Below are 23,247 nucleotides of genomic sequence, written 5' to 3'. Positions count from 1 at the left end.
ATCCTAATTTTTAAAATGTTAAAATACTATATAAATAATGACTATATAATAAAACCTAATATTTTAACAATTGCAGAATAAACTCTAAGAATTTCTATAATAAATTAAATATGTATCTTTGTTTAAAAATTACAGATTCATACTTTTATCTATAAATATTGAGAATTACACATTCAAACTATATTTAAATTAATATTATGTCAATCAGATAAAGTTATCAACACGAAACCGTTTTCGTGAATATGGATTGGTGACGAAATAAAAATTTAACAACTTTTTTGCATATTTTTAACTTTTGAATTTAAATTAACTCAACTTAAATTAATTATTTATGAAGATTAAGCTATTTAAAAGCTTGCTTATTGCTGGGGCATTTTTATGTTTTGGTATGACACAAGCACAGGAGGTGTCCGGAACAGTTTCTGATGCCAATGGCCCTTTGCCAGGAGCAAGTGTTCTTGTTAAAGGAACAACAAACGGTACTCAAACCGATTTTGATGGTAACTACACTATAAGCAATGTAGGTAGTGGAGCAACTTTAGTTTTTAGCTACATTGGCTACAAAAGCCAAGAAATCGCCGTTAATGGCAATTCGACTATCAATGCAACACTTGCTGAAGATGCTCAGGCATTGGATGAAATCGTAGTTGTTGGTTATGGTACACAAGTACGAAAAGAAATTACTTCATCTGTTACAAGTGTAAATGTAGAAGATTTTAACCAAGGAGTTATTAACGATGCGCAATCATTACTTCAAGGAAAAGTCGCAGGGCTTAGTATTTACAATAAAGGAGGTAATCCCAATGCCAGTGCTACAATAAGACTAAGAGGGGTTTCAACCATTGGTGGGAATACAGAACCACTAGTTGTTATTGATGGAATCTTGGGGCAGTCTTTGAGTAATGTTGATCCAAGTGACATAGAAAATATTACCGTGCTTAAAGATGGTTCAGCTGCGGCTATTTATGGTACAAGAGGTTCTAGTGGTGTTATATTAGTAACCACAAAATCTGGCAAAAATGGACAGCCGTTTTCGGTTTCCTATAATGGACAGTACTCTATGGCTACAAAAGCAAATGAAATTGCAACAATGAATAGAGAAGAATTTATAGCTGCTGGAGGAAGTGATCTTGGCGCAGATACAAATTGGAGAGACGAGGTTACAAGAACTGCACTAACTACAGTCCACAACGTCGCTGCTGTGGGGGGCACGGAAGACGCAAATTATCGTGTCTCAGTTAATTTTAGAGATGCTGAAGGTGTTTTGGTGAATTCAGGATTTAACCAATTTAATGCAAGAACTAAACTGTCTGGCAGAATGCTAAATGATAAGTTAAAGATTGATTTTAATTCTGCATTAACTCAAAGAGATTCTGATTTTGGATTCGAAGAGGCTCTGCGTTATGCTGTTTTATATAACCCAACCGCTCCAATATTAGGAACAGATGCACCTTTTGTATTTAATGCTCCTCAATTTGGCGGTTACTTTGAAACTCTAGGCCTTTTTGATAGTTTTAACCCAGTTTCGATAGCAAATCAAAATCAAAATTTCGGAACTACAACTTCAATAAATTATAGCTTAGACTTTGATTACAGTTTTACAGATAATTTTTCTGCTATTTTAAATATTGGTCAACAAAATGTGAAAACACAGAATAGACAATATTATCCTACTACAAGCTTTTTCAGAGGAAATGCTTTAAGTCCTTTTAGAAAGGGTAGAGCAGACTTTTATACTAATGAAGCTAGAAACCAGACATTCGAATTGTATGGTAATTGGAGTAAAACAATCAACGATAAACTTTCTTTAAGTGCAACAGGTGGTTATTCTTGGCAAGAAAGTGATTTTAATGAATACTATCTGCAATTAGCAGATTTTCCTCCAGGTGTGGATTTCAACTTTGGTAATGCTATTGAAGTAGGTCAAGATTTATTAGAAGCTGGTCGAGTAATTGCAAATAGCGGAAGAAATGATGATGATAGAATTATAGCATTTTTCGGAAAAATAAACGCCACTTTTGATAATGCCATATATTTCGACGCTTCTGTTCGTAGAGAGGGATCAAGTAGATTTGGTGAAGATAATAAATGGGGACTTTTCCCTTCAGTTTCTGTAGGTGTTGATGCTAATAAATATTTAGAATTACCTAATGTAAATCTATTGAAAGCTAGATTAGGATACGGAGTTACAGGTGCTACTCCAGGTAGTGTTGGTTTATCACAAACAAACTTCAACGTTGTGAATGGCTCTAATGGATTCGGTTCCTCTGCAACTGGAATTGGTACAAGAAAACCTAATCCAGAACTAGGATGGGAAGAGAAAAGAGAACTTAATTTAGGTTTTGAATTTGCCATGGATCGTTTGTCTGCAACTTTGGATATTTACAATAGAGATGTTAATGATTTTATTCAAAGTATACCTATTGATGCTGCAACAAACGATGGATTTAGCTCTCAATTTCAAAATGCAGGTGCTCTAAATACAAAAGGTATTGAATTATCAGCTAATTACGATGTTTTAAAAAGCGAAAAACTAAATTATAACACAGGTATTATATTCTCTAGTTATAAATCAGTATTAAAAGAAAATATAGGTGGTGATCGTACAACTGCTAACTTAGGAGCCCCAGGACAAAACGGCACTAATGTCATACTTATAAGAGAAGGTGAAGAAATTGGCCAAATATGGGGGCCTGTATTCTCAGGAGAAGTAGATGCTAATGGTTCACCAATCTTAGTAGATGTTAATGGTGATGGAACGTTAATCACTGATCAAGGTAGTGCTTTAAACGAAGATGCAGATTTTGCAGTTCTTGGGAAAGGTTTACCTGATTTTGAATTAGGTTGGACAAACCAAATTACCGTAGGTAATTGGGATATTAATGCTTTTTTCAGAGGTGCTTTTGGTCATAGCTTAGTAAATACATTCCGAGCTTTTTATGAGCCTCGTATTGGTTCACAATCATCTTATAATTTTGTAAATACTGATTTAGCCCGCGATGATATAAAAACCGCACAATTTAGTTCTTACTATGTTGAAAAAGCGGACTTTTTAAGATTAGATAACCTTTCTGTAGGATATAACTTTGATATTAATAATAATTATATCAAAAATATAAGAGTGTCCTTAGCAGGTCAAAATTTATTTACCCTAACTAGTTACACAGGTACTGATCCAGAGCCAGCTCTTCAAGATTTTGGCCCTGTTGATAACGGTGCAGCTAGAGGACTAACGCCAAACGTATTAGCGCCAGGTATCGAAAGAAGATATAACTACTTTACGGCAACTACTTTTACCTTAGGTTTAAATGTTAATTTTTAAAAAAAAAGATATGAATAGATTAATTAAATTAAACTTCATATGCGGTATACTCCTTTTTACGTACGGATGTACCAATTTAGACGAAGTTTTAGAAGATGAATTAACAACACAGTTTTCAGATAATGGTGTAACTGTGATTGAAGGAGCTACAGCAGGTGGTGTTCTACCATCAGGTAATCTAACTGCTTCATACAATGGTATACGCAATGGTTCTGCGGGGCATGGCTCTTTTTATTCAGTCCAAACCGTTTCTTCTGATGAAATGGCGATCGGTCAAAAAGGTGGTGACTGGTTTGATGGAGGAATCTGGTTGCAGATGCACAGACATACTTTTGATGCTTCTAGCGGACCTCTTAATGATACTTGGAACAATGCTTATGCAGGTATCGGTGAGGCAAATCTTGCGTTAGCAGGAAATTTATCCCCCAACGAAGCAGCGCAGGCTAGAGTAATAAGAGCATTCCAACATTTTAGATTAATGGACTTGTTTGGTAGAATTAAAATTATTACTGCATCAGGAGTAGATGCACCACAAACCACTAGACTAGATGCTTTTAACTTTATCGAAAGTGAACTTTTATCTGTTTTAGGAATTACTGCAGTTACGCCAGGCATGGATTTATCTGGAAGTGCTTTAGGAACAGCTGCTCAGCCTTATATAATAAATCAATATGCAGCTTTATCATTATTAGCTAAATTATATTTGAACGCTCAAGTATATACCGGAACAGCTCGTTTCAATGAAGCTGATATTGCTGCAACTTATGTGATTGACAATGGTCCTTATATGCTATCTACTTCTGCAACTTCAATTCCAAACTTAGCAAAAAGACCAGAAGTAGACACAGATCCTGAAAATTTAACGGGGTATGCTGCTATATTTGCACCGAACAACCAGTTCAACCCAGAAATGATTTGGTCGATATATTATGATGCTGTTAGTGCTGGAGGAATGAATTTTTCTCAAATGAATTTTCACTACAGTACACAATTAACTTATGCTCTGGATCAGCAGCCTTGGAATGGTTATCAAGTTTTAGAAGAGTTTTACAATAGTTATGACAATACGGATTTACGTAAAGAAGCTAGTTTCTTAGCTGGTCCACAAACAGATTTTTCAGGTAATGCTTTACTTGACTTTGCTGCTGATGACGATAATTTAGTTCTAAATTATACTCCAGCAATTTCTGAACTAGAACCTAACTCTCCTAGAGAAAGTGGTGTTCGCGCCAAGAAATTTAGCTTTCAACTTTTTGGAAGACAAGAAATGAATAATGACTATCCTATATTTAGACTAGGTGATATTCATTTAATGCGTGCTGAAGCAAAATCAAGAGCAGCTGGAGATTGGAGTTTATCTTTACCTGATGTAAATGCACTTAGAGATAGAGCTGGTCTTGGTCCATTAGGTACTATTGACGCTGATACTTTCCTTGCAGAAAGAGGAAAAGAAATGTTTCAAGAATCTAGCCGTAGAACTGATTTAATTCGTTTTGGGAAATGGGGAGATTCTTGGTGGGAAAAAACAAATAGTGATGCTTACAGAACTATATTCCCAATACCATTCGCTCAAATTCAAGCAGTAGGTAGTGGTTTAACACAAAACCCAGGATACTAATTATAAATATTTTGTATAGTTTTAGGGTTGCTCATAATGAGCAACCCTTTTTTTTAAAACATATCCAATGAAATTGCTAGTAGTCCTTTGTATTTCTATTTGTATTTCTTGTTCCAGAAAACAAGAAGAGCAAACATCTTCTCTATTTAGCTTAAAGAATAATAGCATAGGTATCAATTTTGAGAATAAATTAACGTATACTGAAGATTTTAATCCTTATGTCTATCGCAACTTTTACAATGGTGGTGGTGTAGCAATTGGCGATATTAATAATGATGGATTAAATGACATATATTTCACCGGAAATCAAGTTGAAAATAAATTATACCTTAATAAAGGTAACTGGCAATTCGAAGATATCACTGATAAAGCTAATGTTGCTTGTAAGGATGTATGGTCTTCAGGAGCTACATTTGCTGATGTAAATGGTGATGGGTTTATAGATTTATACGTCTGTAAATCTGGTAAGCCTGGCGGAGAGAACAGACATAACGAACTTTTTATTAATAACGGTGACCTTACATTTACAGAATCTTCAAAACAATATGGCTTAGATGTTGAAGGCCTTTCTGTTCAAGCTGCATTTTTCGATTTTGATAAAGATGGAGATTTAGACTGCTACGTACTAAATAACTCTATAAAATCAATAGGAGCATTTGATCTTATTAAAGATCAAAGAAACGTTCCAGACCCCAATGGTAGCGGTAACAAATTTTTTAGAAACGATGAGGGCGTATTTGTAGACATAACAAAAGAGGCTAATATTTTTTCAAGTAAAATTGGTTTTGGCCTTGGCATTACATTAGGCGACTTCAACGATGACAACTGGACTGATATTTTTATTTCAAATGATTTTTTCGAAAAAGACTATTTGTATATTAACAATCAAAAAGGAGGATTTAGTGAAGAATTGGAAAAATATTTTTCTTCAATTTCTATGGGATCTATGGGTGCAGATCTTGCCGATTTAAACAATGATTCCTTTACAGATCTTATGGTAACTGAAATGCTACCTACGACAGAAGAAAGAAAAAAAACTAAAACCATGTTCGAATCATGGAATAAACAGCAATTAGCCAAAAAACAAGGTTATTATGATCAGTATTCTAGAAATACTTTACAAAGAAACTTAGGAAATAATTCATTTCTTGAAATTGGAAGACAAGCTCAAGTTGCTGCCACTGAATGGAGCTGGAGCACCTTAATTTTCGATATGGATAACAGTGGCTTACGAGATATTTACGTAAGTAATGGTATTTATAAAGATTTACTAGATCGAGATTATTTAACTTATGAAGCCAATGATGAAACTATACGAAATAGAGTTCAGGGTAAAGAAAAGGATATTATAAAGAAATTGATCGATGCAATGCCTTCCAAGGCCATAGTAAATGGAACTTTTCAAAATCTTGGCGACTTTAAATTTAAAGAGACAAGTAAAGAATGGGGTTTAGACCAACCTAGCTTTAGTAACGGCAGCGCATATGGAGATTTAGATAATGATGGTGATCTAGATTTGGTCATAAACAACGTTAACATGCCAGCATTTGTGTATGAAAACAACACAGATACATTAACGCATCGCAGTGTATATTTAAAATTTAAAACTAACAACAAAAATACAAAAGCCATTGGTGCTCAAGCACAAATATTTTATAATAATGGAGAAACTAGTTTTGGCGAAAACTATACCTCAAGAGGGTTTCAAAGTAATGTAGCCGATGGCATACATTTTGGTCTTGGTACTGTAAATCTAGTTGATTCAATACACGTTCAATGGCCTAATGGAAAGCAATCAAGACTAATCAATGTACCAACAAATCAAAGCTTAACTTTAACAGAACCTACAGATTATGGTTCTAATCAACAACTACTTAGTAAAAAAAGACATAAAATTGTTTTATCAGAAACTCTGCCTTTAGCTAATTTTAGTCATGAAGAAAATAGTTATAATGATTTTAATAATGAAAGACTAATCCCTCAAATGTATAGTAATGAAGGTCCTGCCTTGGCAAGTTTTGACCTTAATAGCGATGGTGATGAAGATTTTTTCATAGGTGGAGCTAAAAACCAATGTGCTCGCCTCTTTATTTCTTCTAAAAACGGATATCAAGAAATAAGTGATCCTTTTAAAAATGATAGTCCATCAGAAGATGTTGACGCGGTTTTTTTTGATGGAGATAATGACGGTGATATGGATTTATACGTTGCTCATGGAGGAAAGGCATTCTCACCATACTCGATTGCATTAAACGATTCATATTACAAAAACGAAAATAATAATTTCACAAAAGTATCATCAGCGCTCACTTTTAGTAAAACTATTAGTTCATCAGTAGTAAAAGTAGCTGATTTTGATAATGATGGCGACACGGACTTGTTTGTTGGTGAACGTTACAAAACAAATCTATATGGAGCACCATGTTCTGGTTTTCTATTAGAAAATAATGGATATGGAAATTTTAAAATATTTGAAACTAATGTTTTCAACGATATTGGGATGATTACTGATGCTAGTTGGACGGATATAAACAATGATGGTTGGGAAGATTTAATTGTCGTTGGAGAATGGATGTCAGTAAAAATTTATCTTAACAAAAAGGGTAAGTTTACAGATAGTAGTGAATTATATGGACTTGCCAATTCTTCAGGCATTTGGACATCCCTAGAACTTGCAGATGTTGATAATGACGGAGACCAAGATTTAATTATTGGTAACATAGGACTTAACAATTTTTTTGAGCCTAACATGAGAATGTTTGTTGGTGATTTTGATGGAAACGGCTTTAAAGAGCAAATTATCTGTAAAAAAGTAAACGATGAGTACTACCCGATAGTTGATAAAGACGAATTAATTTCTCAAATACCGTCTCTAAAAAAGAAATTGCTTTATTACAAAGATTACGGTAAAGCAACCATACAATCACTTTTTTCTGAAAAAATATTATCCAATATCTTACATTTTGATTTAAATACTCTAGAAAGTACTGTATATTTTAATCAAAATGGTAAATTTATTTCTAAAGCATTGCCGAGTGAAATTCAATACGCACCTGTGTATACAATAACTACAGAAGATATTGATAATGACGGAAATCTAGACCTTTTCTTTGGAGGTAACCAATTTTTAGTTAAACCGCAGTTCGGAAAGTATGATGCTTCAAAAGGATGGATTATCTTTGGGTCATCTTTAGAGGACAAAAAATTCAAAGAAGCAATTTCACTACAAATTAATGGTCAAATAAGAGCATTAAAATGGTTAGATTATAAAAATAAAAAAATAGCATTAGTAGCAAAAAATAATGAAAAACTTAGTTTTTACACGTATTAAACCGTTTTTATTTTGTTTAATTACCCTAATAATATCAAGTTGTTACGAATCAGAATATTCACAACTTGTAAAAGAAGAATTGGGAAAAGAAACAGTAAATGACTCACTATTTTTAGGTTTAAAATTTGGTATTAAAAAACAAGACTTTTTTGATAAATGCTGGGAATTAAACAACAAACGAATTATAGGTCATAGCGCTTCCAATAATTTTGTGAAATATCAACTACCTACGAAAAAAAAAGATTCTACAGTTAGTGATATTAACATGTTGTTTTACGGAATTTTTAATGAGGAAAAAATTATGACTGGAATGGATCTTAAATTTTATTACGAGTCATGGGCACTATGGAATAAATTTTATCATGCTGATCAATTGTTACCCGTCATAAAAGATAGTTTATTACATTGGTATCCTGGAAATGATTTTGTTCTGGTACCAATTAAAAAAAACCAAAAGAAAGTACTCGTAAAAATTGATGGAAATCGTCGAATTATCATAGAGCCTCTAGAAAACAATAAAGAAATAAATGCGCGAATTGACGATCTCCGCTATATCATCGATTAACTCAGTTTACATGAACTCGAAATACATAATATATATAACACTCACATTACTTTTAATGGGTTGTGAGTCTAATCCAGAAAAAGAAAAAGATCAAAACGTTTTCCATTTACTAAAGGAATCTGAAACAGGAATTGATTTTGTTAATAAATTAGGATATTCCAATGAATTTAACGTTTACAAATATCGAAACTTTTATAATGGAGGAGGTGTTGCTATCGGTGATATTAATAATGATAGTCTACCTGATATTTATTTTACTGCAAATCAAGAAAAGAACAGACTCTATCTTAACTTAGGAAACTTAAAGTTTAAAGATATAACAGATGAAGCTAAAGTTGGTGGCACGAAACCTTGGTCAACTGGAGTAACAATGGTAGACATTAATGCCGATGGCTTCATGGATATTTACGTATGCAATTCAGGAGATATAAAAGGTGAAAATAAACAGAACGAGCTATTTATAAACAATGGCGACCAAACTTTCACTGAAATGGCCAGCGAATACAATCTTGATGATAAAGGCTTTTCTACACATGCTTCTTTTTTTGATTATGATAAAGACGGTGATTTAGATGTTTATATTCTAAACAACTCTTACCAAGCTATCGGTAGCTTTGACCTTAGAAGAAATGAACGTCCGAAAAGAGATTTGCTAGGTGGTGATAAATTAATGGAAAACGTAAATGGTAAATTCGTTGATGTAAGTGAAAAAGCGGGTATTTATGGGAGTGTAGTTGGTTTTGGCTTAGGGGTAACTATCGGTGATGTTAATAATGATGGATGGGAAGATATTTATGTTTCAAATGATTTTTTTGAAAGAGATTACCTTTATATAAATAACCAAGATGGAACCTTTACTGAAGATCTTGAGAATGAAATAACAGCCACGAGTGGCGCATCTATGGGTGCTGATATGGCCGATATTAATAACGATGGTTATAATGACATTTTTGTTACTGAAATGTTACCTTCTGAATATGAACGTTTAAAAACTGTAACCACTTTTGAAGATTGGAATAAATATCAAATTAAATTAAATAGTGGATACCATCATCAGTTTACCAGAAATACGTTTCAATTAAATAATACAGATAATTCATTTAGTGAAATTGGAAGACTAAGTGGTGTAGAAGCTTCTGACTGGAGTTGGGGAGCCCTGATTTTTGATATGGATAATGATGGTTTAAAAGATCTTTTCATTGCTAATGGCATCTATAGAGACCTAACTAATCAAGATTATTTACAGTATATTTCTAATGAAGAGGTAATAAAATCTATCATATCTAGTGACTCGATCAATTATGCGAAATTAATCGAAATTATCCCTTCTAATATGATAAAAAATCATGCCTATAAAAATTTAGGCAATCTTGATTTTCAAGATTTTCAAGAATCTGGCCTCCAAACCGAAAGTTTTTCTAACGGAGCTGCTTATGGTGACTTAGATAATGATGGTGACTTAGATTTGGTGGTAAATAATGTAAATATGAAGTCCTTTATCTATAAAAATACTACTACTGAATCTAAAAAAGGCAATTATATAACATTGGTATTAAAAGGTGAGAAAAAAAATATAAATGCCATAGGAGCAAGAATTGAAATCACATCAGAAAATATTTTCAAAGAAAACCAGCCTGTTAGGGGTTTTCAATCAAGTATGGATCCAAGATCTATAATCGGATTAAGTTCTAAGAATCCGGTAACTATAAAAATTAATTGGCCTTCTGGTAAAAAAACGATTTTAAATAACGTTACTGTTAATCAAACATTGTATGTGTCAGAGACAGATGGTCGCCTTATCGAAAGTGAAAAAGAAACAGCTCTTTTACCTCTTTTTAATAAAATTACAAATTATTTAAATTTTAAACATATAGAAAACCGATTTGTAGATTTTGATAGAGATAGATTATTGAATCATATGTGCAGCACAGAAGGACCAAAGATGTCAATAGGAGATGTCAATGGTGATGGTTTTAAAGATTTGTTTATTGGTGGTTCTAAAAATACACCTGCGAGTCTCTTTTTTGGAAACGGAAAAGGATTTCAGTTAAGTACCACGAATGCCTTTGAATCTAAACGCGATTCGGAAGATGCAGCAAGTTTATTTTTTGATGCAGATAATGACGGTGATCTTGACTTGTACGTTTGTAGTGGAGGTGTTGAATTTTCTCAATACTCAACAGATTTTCTGGACCGTTTATATTATAATGATGGCAAAGGTAATTTTACACTTTCTAATCAAAAACTCCCCAATGCAGGTCTATTAAATAGTACATCAACAGTAATTTCGGCAGATATTGATTCTGACGGTGATTTAGATCTTTTTGTCGGAGAGCGAATTATCCCACTTCAATACGGACAAAAATGTTCAGGTTTTGTGCTTCAAAATGACGGTAAAGGCAATTTTACTGATATTACGGAAAGAGCAGCAAAAGAACTTAAAAATATTGGAATGATTACTGATGCCGTATTTGAAGATCTGGATAAGGATGGTGATAAAGATTTAATTGTAGTTGGAGAATTTATGGGCATAGAACTTTTTCTAAATACCAATGGTGTGTTTAAAAAAGTAGCAAACAATATTGTTTCAGATTTAAAAGGATGGTGGAACGTTATATATCCAAGCGATCTTGATAATGATGGAGATATCGATTTCATTGTAGGAAATCATGGCCTAAATAGTAGGTTTAAAGCAACTAAAGAGCAACCAATAACACTCTACTCAAAAGATTTTGACAAAAATGGTTTCATAGATCCTATTTTAACTTTTAGAGCAGAAAACAATAAAGATTATCCATTTGCATTACGTCATAATTTAATTGATCAAATAAAAGGGCTTAAGAAAAGATTTCCAGATTACAATTCTTTTAAAAACGCAAATATTAATGATATTTTTTCACCTAAAGAGCTATCAGATGCAAATAAACTTGTTGCAAATACACTTTCGACAATAATTATAATTAATGAAGGAAATTTAAATTTCAGGGTTAAAGCACTACCAATTGAAGCACAATTCTCTACCATTTACGCAATAATTACTGATGATTTTGATAATGATGGAGATCAAGATATTGTTTTAGGTGGCAATCTTTATGGTGTTAAACCTGAGGTGGGCAGATATGATGCTTCTTATGGTGTGTACATAGAAAACTTAGGTAAAATGGAATTTAAAAGTCAAAATCATGAAAAACGATTTTCTGTAAAAGGAGAAATACGTGATTTTGTTATTGATAATCGTAAGTTGATTATAGCTAGAAACAGTGATTCTATAGTAACTTTAAAATATTGAAAATGAAAAATACATTTTTCCTGAGCTTTATATTAAGTCTTTTTATAATGGGATGTGACAAAAAAAAGGATGCAATTAGTAAAGATAAAGCGGCAATATATTTTGAAGCTGTTCCAGCTGATAGTAGTGGAATCCATTTTACAAATCAATTAACCCCCTCAGCGGATTTAAATATTATAGAATACCTCTATTACTACAATGGAGGTGGAGTGGCTATTGGTGATATAAATAATGATGGATTAGATGATATTTATTTTACAGCAAATCAGACTCCCGATAAACTTTTTTTAAATCTTGGAAATTTAAAATTTAAAGAAATAACCAAAGAAGCTGGTATTCTTATTGATAATACTTGGTCTTCAGGAGTTACAATGGAAGATATTAACAACGATGGACTATTAGATATTTATGTTTCTAAAGTGGGCAATTATAAAAATCTTAAAGCCCATAACTTATTATATATAAATAAAGGCAATAATACATTTGAAGAGTCTGCCAAAACTTATGGTCTAGATTTCTCTGGATTATCTACACAAGCTGCTTTTCTTGATTATGATAATGATGGAGATATGGATGTTTACTTAATGAATCATTCTATTCATACGCCCAGAAGCTATGGAAGCAGTTCTAAAAGGGAAATAAGCGATGATCTTGCTGGAGATAGATTCTATGAAAATAAATTAGAAGAAGGCATTATAAAATTCGTTGATGTTACAGAGAACTCAGGAATATTTAGTAGTGCATTAGGGTATGGTTTGGCAATTACAACTTCTGATATTAACAATGATGGGTATATAGACATTTATATTGGAAATGATTTTCACGAGAATGATTACTTATATATAAATCAAGGAGATAAAACCTTTAAAGAATCGATCGCATCATATATTTCACATACCTCTAGATTTACTATGGGAGTAGATATTGCAGATTTAAATAATGATCTTAATCAAGACATTTTTTCGTTAGATATGATGCCTTTTGATCATGAAATTTTTTTAAAATCTGGCGGAGAGGATACAGATAAAATTGCACAAATCAAAAAAAATTATGGCTTTGAAACTCAATATGCACGCAACACGTTACAATTAAATCGAGGGAACAATACATTTGCTGAAATTGCTTTAATGACTGAAACACATGCTACGGATTGGAGTTGGTCTACGCTAATACAAGATTTTGATAATGATAGTTTTAATGATATTTATATTACAAACGGTATTTATAAAAGGAGTAATGATTTAGACTATATAAGTTATTTAAGCAATGTTGATTTTTCAGAGTATAATCAGACAAAACAGAATGAATTAGAACTTAAGTTAATAGAAGAAATGCCAACTATTAAACTTTCAAATATTATTTTTAGAAATACTGGTAACCTTAAATTTGAAAAATTAACGGAAACAGCAGGTCAATTTCCATCGTACTCCAATGGATCTGCCTATAGCGATTTAGATAACGATGGTGATTTAGATATTGTTATAAATACGATTAATGAACCAGCGCTACTGCTAGAAAACAAAAGCCCAGAAATTATCAAAAACAATTATATAGGATTCTCTTTAGTTGGAGATAGAGAATTTAAAAATACGACTGGATCAAAAGTATACTTATTTGCCGATGGAAAGCAATTTTATAAGGAACTAACAGTAACCAAAGGGTTTCAATCATCATCTTCACGTAAAATTAATTTTGGTTTAGGAGCTATTAATAAAATAGATTCAGTTAAAGTATATTGGCTTGACGGAAAAATACAATTAGTTAAAAATCTTCCAATAAACACCTATCATAGGATTTCTCGAAATATGGATTTAAAGGAAGAAAGTATTTCTAAGAACAAAATAGAAACAAAAGTAAATCCATTTATTTACACACATTTCGAAAATACTTTTGTAGACTATGAAAGAGAGGCTTTGATGCCTGAAAAGCTAAGTTCAGAAGGGCCCGTAGGTGTTAGTGCAGATTTTAATGGTGATGGGCTTGATGACCTCTATATCGGAGGAGCAAGAAATCAAGCTCCTCTACTTTTACTTAAACAATATGACGGGACGTTTACGGAAGATCCAAAAAATAAATTTACACAAGAAATACCTTATGAGGATGTTGATGCCATTGCGTTTGATTTAGAAAATGATGGCGATTTGGATTTGTATGTTATGAGTGGCGGAAATGAATGGGGTGAACAAGACGCATCCTATGAAGATCGTTTGTATATTAATGACGGCAATGGAAAACTCAATCGTTTCCCTGCTTCATTAATCAAAACAAACGGTGGGAGTATTTCTGTGGGTGATTTTGATGGTGATGGTTTTAATGATATTTTTATTGGCAATAGGTCAGTACCAGGAGCATATGGCTTGTCGCCATACAGCTACATCCTTAAAAGTAATCAAAAGGGTAGCTTTACAATAGTTGAACAGTTCAGATTTGGAATGGTTACAGATAGCCAATGGGCAGATTTAAATAATGATAAGTTACTTGATTTGATTTTAGTAGGAGATTGGATGCCCATAACCATTCTAATAAATCAAGGTAATGATAAGTTTAAAGACGAGACAAAAGCCTATGGTTTAGCTGATAGTTATGGCATGTGGAATACAGTGGCAGTAGCAGACATAGACAATAATGGTCGTTTAGATATTCTTGGTGGAAATGCAGGATTAAATTTTAAAATAAAAGCAACCCCTGAAAATCCAATGAAGTTATTTATTGATGACTTTGATAACAATGGTCAACCTGATCCTATAATATTTTACGATTTCTTCGGCAATAATGTACCCTTTGCGTCAAAAGATAAACTAGTCCAACAACTACCGTACTTAAAAAAGAAATTCTTAGATTATAATAGCTTTTCTAAAATTAATTCAATCACAGATTTAACAGGCAAGGAGGAAAAAGATATTATGGAAATTAAGAAAATTACAGAACTTCGTTCTATGATATATTTAAATCCCGGTTCCGATAACTTTAAAGCAGTTCCGCTACCTACTGAAGCTCAAATGAGCAGCATTGAAGATTTTTATATAGATTCAAGTAAAAAATCAAAAAAAATTATATTTGTTGGTAATTATCTTGACTATACCGTGGAGTTAGGAAATAGCGATGCTAATTCTGGGGGCATTTTAAATTTTGACGCTACTGGCTCTTTAATCTCTTTTGAATATTTACCGATTCCAAATAGCATAAATGCTAGGCAAATAATTAAATTAGAAGAAACTAAATACTTAGTTCTTGTCAATAATGACGGAGCATTTACTTTTGAAGTATTAAAGTAATAAAATCTAATTTTTAACAAAAAATAAAATTCACTCTAAAAGAGTTTAAAAAAAAGTAAATGAAATCTATAATTTTAAACTGTATTCTAGCTTGCATTATTTTGTTAGGCTCGTGTAAAGAAAATATTGCTTATAAAGAAAAACTGCAAGATCCTGAACTTTTTCAATCTTCAATGAAAAAGCTAACTGATGTTATTGTATATGATATTTTTTCGCCTCCTGTAGCATCACGAGTATATATGTACCCTACGATTGCATCCTATTCAATTATGCAAAAAGCACATCCTGAGAAGTATAATTCTTTACAGGGTCAAATAAACGACTTTACTGATATTCCTGACCCTACTGATGAAGATGTCGATATGAATTTAGCTGCTATTCATGCTTTTTTGACAATTGGCAAAGAGCTTATTTTTTCAGAAAATAGGATTGAAGAATTTCAGAACAAAATTTATTCTGATTTACAAGAAACTGGTTTGCCAGAAAATATATTAGAAGCATCAACAAGATATGGTGATGAAGTGGCAAAACATATTTTAGCATGGGCTAATACTGATATGTACAAGCAAACTAGAACTTATCCTAAATATACTATACTGGAAGAACCACAATACTGGAAACCTACTCCACCAGATTATATGGATGGTATAGAACCATCATGGAATAAAATTAGAACATTGGTTTTGGATTCTGCTGGACAATTTCCTCCAAAACCACCTTTACCATATGACTTAACAGAAGGTAGTCCTTTTCATAAACAACTTATGCAAGTTTATGAAGAAGGTACTGGTATTGACGCTAATAAAAAAGATATTGCAAGTTTTTGGGATTGTAATCCCTATGTTTCACACCATCAGGGACACGCTATGTTTGCAACTAAAAAAATATCACCTGGCGGTCACTGGATCGGAATTACGGCTATCGCTAGTAGAAAAGCTAATAGTAATTTTGACGAAACAATAAACGCATATACCAATGTAACAACAGCACTTTATGATGGATTTATAAGTTGTTGGGATGAAAAATGGAGAAGCTTATTAGTACGACCAGAGACGGTTATTAACGAGCATATTGACGAACAATGGGTGCCGTTATTACAAACACCACCCTTTCCAGAGTATACAAGTGGTCATTCTGTAATTTCTAGATCGGCTGCTATTACGTTAACACGACTATATGGTGATAATTTTGCTTTTGCTGACACTACAGAATTAGAATATGGTTTGCCAGTGCGTAGTTTTAAATCTTTTCTTCACGCGTCCGAAGAGGCTGCTATTTCAAGGTTATACGGAGGTATCCATTATATTATGGCTATTGAAGAAGGTATAAAACAAGGCGAAAAAGTTGGTTTACATATTTCCAAAAATTTAGTTACTTTAAAAAAATAGTATACCCCAATAATAGTGGGTAATTAACTATAAACTCTAATATATTTTCTATTTAAGTTTATCTTGCAAAGTATACATAAATTGCTATCACTATAAAACATATAGCTATACCTACCTGCTTTACATATTTATAAGGTTCTATGGAAACTTGATTCGTGTATTCTAGTACAAAAGGCTCTTTTCTTGGATACATCTTTCCAATAATCAACATAATGATGATGTTTAAAACAAATAAGAACGCCATTACATGTAAAAAATGAGGATAGTTTTCTTCGCCAAAAACAAAAGGCTTTAAAATAAACTGACTCAACATATAAAGTAGAGAACCAGAAACGATTCCAATTTTTGCAGCAATTGCTGGCACATACTTCGTTAAATAACCAACTACAATTATTGTAAAAATAGGAATACTATATATTCCATTAATCTCCTGCAAATAATCAAATAAACTTCCTGCATCTGCAATTAATGGCGCAATAAACATTGCCGCTAGCGCTAAACAAATACCAAATATTTTACCATATTTAACTATTACGTTTTCCGAGGCATCTGGATTTATATGTTGCTTATAAACATCTATTCCGAATAATGTAACAGAACTATTCAAAACACTATTAAAAGAACTTAATATAGCACCAAATAATACTGCAGCAAAAAAGCCCACTAATGGCTTAGGCAAAACGGCTCTTACCAACTCTGGATACGCCAAGTCGCTCGAAGCCAAACCATTATCAAAATAATGATACGCTATCATACCTGGTAAAACCAAAATAATTGGTCCTAATATTTTTAAGAAAGAAGCTAATAACAATCCTTTTTGCCCTTCTGCCAAGTTTTTAGCACCTAAAGCTCTTTGTATAATTTGCTGGTTCGTTCCCCAATAAAATAATTGTACCAACATCATACCAGTAAAAATAGTTGCAAAAGGAACCTCTTGACCTGGGTTCCCTGTAGAGTCAAATCGTTCTGGATTAGAAGATATTAGGGTATCTAAGCCTCCAAGCACACTACCATCTCCTATTGCCATTAATCCAAATATTGGAATTAATACTCCTCCAATTAGTAAACCAATAGCATTTATTGAATCTGAAACGGCAACCGCTTTCAATCCACCAAAAACCGCATATATAGACCCTATAATACCAATACCCCAAATACAAATTACAAGTGCAGTATCATTCGATACACCTAATAAGGTTGGAACATCAAACATACCACTCACAGCTACAGACCCAGAATATAAAATTACGGGTAGTAAAACCACAACGTATCCGGTTAAAAATAATATGGATGTTATTGTTTTGGTAGTTACATCAAATCGTTTTGCTAAAAACTGTGGAACAGTTGTAAGTCCACCTTTTAAATATCTTGGCAATAAAAATATTGCTGTGACTACAATAGCAATTGCTGCTAAAGTTTCCCATGCCATAACAGATAAACCGTCTTTATATGCGCTCCCATTTAAGCCAACAATTTGTTCCGTAGATAAATTGGTTAATAATAACGAACCTGCTATCACTCCCGCCGTAAGACTCCTTCCTCCTAAAAAATATCCATCAGACGATGTTTCGTCTGTTTTTCTGGTAGCGAAATACGAAATTATTGCAACAAGTGCAGTAAATCCGATAAATGAAATAATTCCTAGCATTTTAATTTAGTTGTTTAGTTATAATTGATAAATATATTAGAATATTTACTAAAATCTCAATTTATAAGGTGATATTATATAGTATTCCCTAATCATTTGTATAATTTAATCAACTACAACGATTGCATAAGCCCTAAAATACTTTTAACAGTAATTTTACTTTTTTAAAAATGCATTTTTGTTGCTTTGCTTAACCTTCCCAGTTTAAATTAAAAAGTGAAAACGCTATGAAAAAATTAATTTATTGTTGCTTAATTTTCTTTTTAACAGGATGTTCTAATTACGGACAATTAACCTTTGTTGCAAAACTTCCAAAAGCGATAAAAGAAAATTCTGGCATTGCATATTTTCAGGGTAATAAGGCATGGTTTATTGAAGATCACGGAAATAAAGATGAAATATATCAAATAGACTTTAATGGAAAAATTTTAAAAGAACTAAAAATAAAGCATGCGAAGAACAACGATTGGGAAGACCTAGCTCAAGACCCTAATGGCAATATATACATTGCAGATATTGGAAATAACAACAACAAAAGAAAAGACTTAATAATTTATAAAATTTCTAATCCAGAGAAAGAAAAAGGTGATAAAATTGAAGCAGAAGAAATAAAGTTTTATTACCCAGAACAAAAAGAATTCCCTCCTAAAAAAAGTAACCTTAATTTTGATGCTGAAGCATTATTCTTTTGGAATGATTACTTATATATTATTACCAAAAACAGATCGGAGCCTTTTTCGGGAAAGGCCTTAATTTATAAAGTACCTTCAAAAAAAGGAACTTATAAAGCGCAATTAGTTGGTGATTTTACGCCTTGCACAACAGACCATTTATGCCAAGTAACTTCGGCCGCTATTTCCCCAGATGGAAAAAAGATTGTGCTTTTAGGCTATGGATTTTTATGGATTTTTTCGGAGTTCAATACAGATAATTTTACTACTGGAAAACTAACAACTATAGATTTAGGCGCAACTACACAATTAGAATCTGTTTGCTTTAAAGACAACAATACTTTACTTATCTCCGACGAGGAGCGTGCAAATACAGGCCGTAATTTATATTCTTTTTCAATTAACTAAATAATACTAAAATCCAAACCCCAATCCAAAGGTAAATCTTGGGCCGTCATCACTATTAAATAGTGCAAGATTTAATGACATGATATCTGATGCATTTAAGAAAAACCCACCTCCATAAGACGTATGCCAAGTATCAGAATCTATATTGGGTAACCATACTTTTCCATAATCAAACCCTCCGTAAATGCCTAAAGTAGTTGGCAAAATATTAGTTTTTACCTTGCTTAAATTAAACCTGATATCTGTGTTTTGGTAATACGAAGTTTTTCCTGTAAAGCGTTGATTTCTATACCCTCTTAATCCGTCAACACCACCAATACTAGCCCCTTGATAAAACTCAAAAGTATCACCCAGTATAAAATGTGCTTTCCATTTAGTGGCGAGCACAATTCTGCCATTTGGAACTAATTTATAATCAAAAGCCAACGATGGAATAATTGTTCCGAAACCATTACTAGAAGATAAATCTGAAGTGTAACTAATTTTTAATGCAGTTGCCATTCCTAATGTTGGAAAAGCTTGATTGTCTCTATTTTCAAATTCATAAGACATATTAGCGCTAACAAAACTATTCTGAGTTTCTTCTCCATTTGCTTGATAAAACTCATTTATAAATCGATCATTTGTTTCCTCAACTTCAATTGATTCATACTTAAGTCCTACTTTAAACTTAGCCCCTAACCTACCTCTCCATACCAAAGATGGTGAAAAGTTTAAATTTCTAATTCGTACTCTGTTATAGTCTAATTCAAGATCTTCATCAAAATTTGGAGTATCATTTCCAAAGCCAAAAAAGTTTATGGAAAAATTAGGGCTAGTAAAACGTGTCGCAATTTCCAAATTCCAATTTTCAAAAATATGCGCAAATTCTCCTTGGTATTGAATATCATATCCGCTGGTAGCAAAAAAATACAATGCCCTAACGTTATGCCTTTGCGTAAACGGATTTTGCCTAAAACCTTGGTAGGTATACGTATTTTCAAAACCAACCTTAATTCCATCATCTGGATTAAATCCAACAGATGGGATTATTTGATTTATACTGTTGCGAAATTTTAGCGGTTTGTAGGTGTTAACAATGTAATTATCTGTTAATTTAACTTTCGTTTTCTTAACGTTTTTAAAGGTATTCCTTTTGCTTTTATAATCGTATATACTAATATTTTTAGGTGCCTCAATGGTATAGCTATCATTATTTTTTCCTCCTATGAGTCTAACCTTAATTCCATTTAAATTGCTGCCTTTTACTTCAAATATATCATCGTCATCAAGGCCATAGACCCATATTTCTTTAGTAACACTTTTATTAAAGGTCTTATTAAAAAATTGTCGTTTCTTTTTATCCTTAATATTTCGGTATCCTTTAATTGTAGTTTCATTTGGACTATTAACAAATATCTCGAACCAATCATCTTTATCTGTCCCTACAACCACGGCAAACTTATTTAATTCTGCATAGTATTCTAAGGCGTATTTGTCTATATTTTGTAATCTAGCGGCTACTATTTTACCAATAGACTCAACGGTATCATCTTGCACCTCTATTGGAAAAAATTTCATCGCTTTTTCGATTACCTCTAGAGTTAAATTAGCTTTTAAATAATTTGCTTGGTCTAACCACTGTTCCACTGTTGTTTCAGATAGCAAGGCTTTGTCTAAAACATAAGTCTTTGGTGATGAGTTAAAACCCTTTGCACTTCTTATTTCTTCATGAAACCCCTCCATTAATCGTAATGAAGGAACAATTCTAGTTGCCAAATTCATTAATAATCCATCGCCCATATTTGAAAAAACCTGGTCTCTATCTCTAGGCACTGGTCTATAAACAACTTTACCTGATTTTTCATCTTTAAATTCAGCCCAACGCCACTGGTCTGTATGCCGGTCCCAATCTCCAATAACCATATCAAACAATCTGGCTCTCAAATATAAATCTGCATCTACACTATATTTTTCATCATCACGAAGATCTTCCAGCATACTATCCGTACTCTTTAAATTATTAGCATAACCAAAGCTTTTCAAATCTCCGTGACCATCTCCAGCATGTTCTTCAATCATATAAAGTTCATCGCCAAAATCTTCATTATATTCTTGTAAGGCATTTTGCTTGGGAACATAAAATAATAATGGATTAGTATGGTATAACCCAACAGCATCAGACAATGCCGCAACGGTAAAAGGGGCATACGGATGCGCTCCAGTGTAAAAATCTTCCAATATTTTTTGAGTATAAGTGTCTTTTAAATCTTCCAAGACATATTGATCCGGAAAAGCCATAGATTGTAAATAGAGCTCAGCGCTTTTACGCAATGCCCTCATTACATATTGCTTTCCATTTTTATCTTGTAATCTTAAAGATTTAGATTGATGCCCTCCTCCTTTTTTAACAGGCGCTAATCCGCCAAAAAGCGTATCTAGGTTTACTGTTCTTGCATTAATTTTAGTACCGTAATATTCGCGATATTTTTCACCCCAAATTGTCTTGTAAAATTTAGATTTTTCTATTTCTTCTGTAGTATAAACTGATGCTTCAATATAGTTAGGAAAAGAATCTTTATACTCATGTTTCGTTATCTTTCTATCTGTTGCTAATACATCAGTTGCAAATAAAAACTTTTCATTATTATCAGCATCTAACCCAAAAAAACGGACTTTCGAAGAACCATCGGTATAAATTTCTAATGTCGCGTATCCCATTTCACCTGTAGAAAAATGACTTCCATTCAGTAATCTTGTTGCGCCCTTTTTTGCTCCAGAACCACTAACTATTTGTGGCGTATTTTTCTCCACAATATATTGTAAGGTATGTTCATGCCCAGAAACAAAAATTACTTTATCGGAAAATTGTGCCAACGTAGTAATTCGGCTGGCAAGTTCTCTATAAAGTTTATTGTTTACATCTTCGATTGATGGCCCTGCTGTTTTCCGCAATAAATTGCCCACAGTACCCAATATTGGAAGTGGAATTTTAGCGCTAGAAGGATATAATTGCTGTTTAAACGAGGTTTGCCCACCGTGCGTACCATACGTAAACATAGGATGGTGCATGGCAATAATTGTAGTCCGTTCTCTATTTTCTTTGATTATATCTTCAAACTCCAAGAAGAATTTATCTCTACTCTTAATATCGCATTTGTCATTAATATCTGGTCTCTTATCCCAATTTGTCAAATACCACTCCGTATCTATTGCGACCACAACCACATCATCATTAATGTTGATTGTTTTTATTGGACAACCATCTTCCGGAAAAAATACTTTGTCGCTATTTAGTTTTTGCTGAATATAATCTTGCTCTCTTTTTAATCCCTTTAAGCCTTCTGTATACCAATCATGATTTCCAGGTATAAAAAATTTATTGCCATTAAAATTTTCTAAAGTACTTATTTGAGCATTTAAATGACTAGCAGCGGTTTTATATGCCTTAGTCGAATCGACTGGATCTGGAAGTCCTGCAGGATAAATATTATCCCCCAAAAATATTGCAGTACTGTTTTTATTAGCGGAGTTTAATTTTTCCTTAAATGCTTTTAAAACCGTATTCATGCCTCCTATTGGCGAAAGTCCTGCATCGCCTATTAAATAAAAAGTATGCGAAATCTCTTTATTATTATCAATATCATTGGGTTGGTTAGCCACTTTATACTTTGCATGATAGGTGGCACAACTTGACAAAAATAAAAGTGCAACAATTAGAATGAAATGATTACGCATGGCGTTAATTTTAAT

The 23,247-nt window shown here is 32.7% G+C and carries 10 protein-coding genes; 8 read left to right on the top strand and 2 right to left on the bottom strand.

Going from position 1 to position 23,247, the window contains the following annotated elements:
* Positions 1-331: 331 nt before the first annotated feature.
* The 7 genes from B8963_RS06255 to B8963_RS06225 all read left to right on the top strand — a co-directional run bounded on the left by B8963_RS06255 (position 332) and on the right by B8963_RS06225 (position 16,788).
* The gene (locus tag B8963_RS06255; protein WP_084060536.1) at positions 332-3,322 is read left to right on the top strand and encodes a SusC/RagA family TonB-linked outer membrane protein; all 2,991 of its coding nucleotides are present in this window, start codon (positions 332-334) and stop codon (positions 3,320-3,322) included.
* Between the two features lie 10 nt (positions 3,323-3,332).
* Positions 3,333-4,940 carry a RagB/SusD family nutrient uptake outer membrane protein gene (locus B8963_RS06250; RefSeq protein ID WP_084060742.1) on the top strand — a complete coding sequence of 536 codons (1,608 nt, stop codon included), beginning with the start codon at positions 3,333-3,335 and terminating at the stop codon, positions 4,938-4,940.
* 67 nt (positions 4,941-5,007) lie between these two features.
* On the top strand, positions 5,008-8,271 hold the full coding sequence (locus B8963_RS06245) for a VCBS repeat-containing protein (protein ID WP_084060535.1): 3,264 nt from the start codon (positions 5,008-5,010) through the stop codon (positions 8,269-8,271).
* Complete coding sequence (locus tag B8963_RS06240) at positions 8,243-8,836, top strand: hypothetical protein (protein WP_084060534.1); 594 nt, start codon at positions 8,243-8,245, stop codon at positions 8,834-8,836. Before B8963_RS06245 ends, B8963_RS06240 begins: the two co-directional genes overlap by 29 nt.
* A gap of 10 nt (positions 8,837-8,846) precedes the next feature.
* Complete coding sequence (locus B8963_RS06235) at positions 8,847-12,125, top strand: VCBS repeat-containing protein (protein WP_084060533.1); 3,279 nt, start codon at positions 8,847-8,849, stop codon at positions 12,123-12,125.
* A 2-nt stretch (positions 12,126-12,127) separates the two neighbouring features.
* Positions 12,128-15,400 (top strand): VCBS repeat-containing protein, encoded by a 3,273-nt coding sequence (locus B8963_RS06230; RefSeq protein ID WP_234989614.1) that lies wholly within the window; start codon positions 12,128-12,130, stop codon positions 15,398-15,400.
* Between the two features lie 59 nt (positions 15,401-15,459).
* Positions 15,460-16,788, top strand: coding sequence for a vanadium-dependent haloperoxidase (locus B8963_RS06225; RefSeq protein WP_084060531.1), 1,329 nt, complete (start codon positions 15,460-15,462; stop codon positions 16,786-16,788).
* A 58-nt stretch (positions 16,789-16,846) separates the two neighbouring features.
* Here B8963_RS06225 and B8963_RS06220 read toward each other — a convergent pair whose 3' ends face one another.
* Complete coding sequence (locus B8963_RS06220; protein WP_084060530.1) at positions 16,847-18,436, bottom strand: solute:sodium symporter family transporter; 1,590 nt, start codon at positions 18,434-18,436, stop codon at positions 16,847-16,849.
* Between the two features lie 227 nt (positions 18,437-18,663).
* Here B8963_RS06220 and B8963_RS06215 point away from each other — a divergent pair, with 227 nt between their 5' ends.
* Positions 18,664-19,515, top strand: a complete 852-nt coding sequence (locus tag B8963_RS06215) for a hypothetical protein (RefSeq protein ID WP_084060529.1) — start codon at positions 18,664-18,666, stop codon at positions 19,513-19,515.
* 6 nt (positions 19,516-19,521) lie between these two features.
* Here the strand turns inward: B8963_RS06215 and B8963_RS06210 are convergent, their stop codons facing one another.
* The gene (locus B8963_RS06210) at positions 19,522-23,232 is read right to left on the bottom strand and encodes a metallophosphoesterase (RefSeq protein ID WP_084060528.1); all 3,711 of its coding nucleotides are present in this window, start codon (positions 23,230-23,232) and stop codon (positions 19,522-19,524) included.
* Positions 23,233-23,247: the final 15 nt, after the last annotated feature.

This window comes from Cellulophaga tyrosinoxydans, from assembly GCF_900176415.1.
GTDB classification, from domain to species: domain Bacteria; phylum Bacteroidota; class Bacteroidia; order Flavobacteriales; family Flavobacteriaceae; genus Cellulophaga; species Cellulophaga tyrosinoxydans.
The sequence above is the reverse complement of the archived record's forward strand: the minus strand, read 5'-3'. Positions and strand labels throughout refer to the sequence as shown.